The organism is Arthrobacter sp. efr-133-TYG-120 (genome assembly GCF_030209785.1).
Taxonomy (GTDB): Bacteria; Actinomycetota; Actinomycetes; order Actinomycetales; family Micrococcaceae; genus Arthrobacter.
The window spans coordinates 1-2,419 of sequence record NZ_JARVRI010000047.1 but is presented as its reverse complement, the minus strand read 5'-3'; the positions used below and the strand labels follow the sequence as shown (position 1 = coordinate 2,419).

1 protein-coding gene and 1 pseudogene are annotated in these 2,419 nt (G+C 62.8%); both read right to left on the bottom strand.

All coding sequences use genetic code 11. From position 1 onward, the window contains the following. Positions 1–169: 169 nt before the first annotated feature. Positions 170–1,606, bottom strand: coding sequence for a group II intron reverse transcriptase/maturase (ltrA, locus tag QRN51_RS22455; protein WP_284991955.1), 1,437 nt, complete (start codon positions 1,604–1,606; stop codon positions 170–172). Between the two features lie 606 nt (positions 1,607–2,212). Then, positions 2,213–2,419, bottom strand: a pseudogene (locus QRN51_RS22450) (IS30 family transposase); the annotation flags it as partial.

Genomic DNA, 2,419 nt, shown 5'->3' with positions numbered 1-2,419 from the left:
CCGGGTCGAGCGCTCCACAAGGGTGCCGATCGCGGTCCCGCCGGAGCCGATGATGTAGGGTCGGGCCGGGGCGCGGTGCCGGGATTGCTCCCGGCCCGTTTCCCCGACCCGCCCTCCGCACCGGACATGCGACTCTCATCGCATCCGGCGCTCCACGGATAGCCACTCCTCAGGCGGCGCTGGCCCACGGTGTCGGGATGTTTGATGCTCGCCACCGGTACCGTGTGATGGGTATCGTCGCGGTGTCGAACATCGTGATCCCGTTGACCTCTGGCTGGTTTCCGGGCCTTCCGGTCAGGAAACGCCGGTAGAGGTCCCGCCACGTGATTCCCGGATGTCGTTTGCGGATCCATTGGGTGACCCGATGCCACGTAAACGCATCAAGATAACCAAAGGTCGCTTTAGAGACCCCGTGGCGGAAATAGTTGCACCATCCCCGCAGGACCGGGTTGAGCCGGCCCAGCAGATCCGCCAACCCATGGTGTTCTGATCGACGTGTCAGCGCCCGCACTTTCCCGAGAATCGATAGCAACGATTTCTTGGACGGGCAGGTGTAGACGCTCATTTTGGTTGTTCCTTTCCTTCGCCGCCGCTGGATGCGGAAACCAAGAAAGTCGAACCCCTCATCCAGATGGCAAACCCGGGACTTGGCAACGGAAATCTTCAACCCCAGCGGGGCGATAACCTCCGCGACTTCGTCCCAGAGCGCGTCTGCGTGGGCCTTGGTACCAGCCACCATGATCACGAAGTCATCCGCATAACGGATGATCCGATAGGTGGCCCCGCCCCGCTTCCGGTGTGCTTCCCTGCGGTACGGGCTGCCATGGGCATCCCATTTAGCGCAGAAATGCCCGTCCAGCACCGACAACGCGATGTTGGCCAGAAGCGGTGAGACAATACCGCCCTGCGGGGTGCCGGTATCGGATTCCCTGACCTTCCCGTCACCGGACATCACACCCGCCTTCAGGAAACGACTGATCAGGGACAGGACCCTTTTATCGGCGATACGCTTGCGCACCTGCTCCATCACCGCAGAATGCTTCAGCTCGTCGAAACACGCCTGGATATCGGCCTCAAACACCCAGTGATAGCTACGGGTGCCCATAGCGTGTATCTCAGCGATCGCGTCCTGGGCCCGACGTCTGGGACGGAAGCCGTAACTTACCGACTTGAAATCCGCCTCGAATATCGGTTCCAACACCAATGCCAAGGCTGCTTGCACCACCCGGTCCGCCGCAGTCGGGATACCAAGTCTGCGCAGTTTACTGCTGCCCGGCTTCGGGATCAGACGCTCCCATACCGGCAACGGGGCAAACGTGCGGGACTTCAACTGCTCCCGTACCTGCCCCAGAAACTCCACAACCTCGGCCCCCTCGGCGATAAGCGCCGGGATACGCCGGTCAACACCGGCGGTGCGTGCACCCTTGTTCCCCCTGACCCGGCCCCACGCAACGGTGAGGAAATCCGGGTCGCAGACGAGGTTAAACACATCGTCAAAAAGGCGGCCGGAATCTTTGACCGCCCACTGGTGCAGTTTCGTCTGCATCGCACGTACCCGCACGGCCGCCCCCTCAGGGGAAGGCCATATCAGTTCACCGGTATTCACCAGTGCCTCCGTTCCTGCAGTAGCTACTGCGTCATATCCGCTGGGGCCCTTCGCCATGTGCGGGGCTTTCCCCCGCTCGGACTACTACGACCCCTCCGCCCCACCGTGCCGCCGTCGACGGACAACGCATCAACCCGGACCTTGCCGTCTCTGGCCGAGACGCCGAAGCCGGGAGCCGCACGGTGGTTCCCACGTTCACTGTCAACCGATTGGCGGGTTAGGTGCCCAGCTATGCCCCTGCGATATCGCCACGGCTACGCCGCAGGCCTTCACCGTGGCCTCCACTGCCAACGACCTTAACCAACAGCGGAGTTTCCAACACCCAGCGGGTATCGGTGCGCATCGCAGACCAGCCCATATCCACCGGATTGGAGCTGGCGGGAGACTTGAGAAGCTTTTAACACTGGTTCCTCGCGTACACCTTCCCGCCTTGCTTGCCGGACCCGGACCATCCGGTAGTACTGGCCCGTTCCGGCGTTGTCGGGGCTGCTTGCCACCCTCACCAGCGTTTCCCGGTTCAGGCTGCCCCCAGCTTCGTCATGCTGCTGCGACAGCACAACGGCGAAGGTCTTCCACCTCCGCTCGGTAAAACAGCGCCTCGTGGCGCACGAGGTCACCTTCCCAATGCCCGGGGACGGCCCGGTCCTGGACCTCCGCCGGGCGCTCACTGATCTTGAACGCCTCCTTGTAGGGGCTGTTCTTGGTCCGGTCCGCGGCGTGGGGAACGCGCTGTTTCCGTTTCAGGCTGAGCTTTTCGGCCAGATCTGCCCGCAGGATCCCGCGGGATTGGACGTACAGCGCCTGGTAGATCGT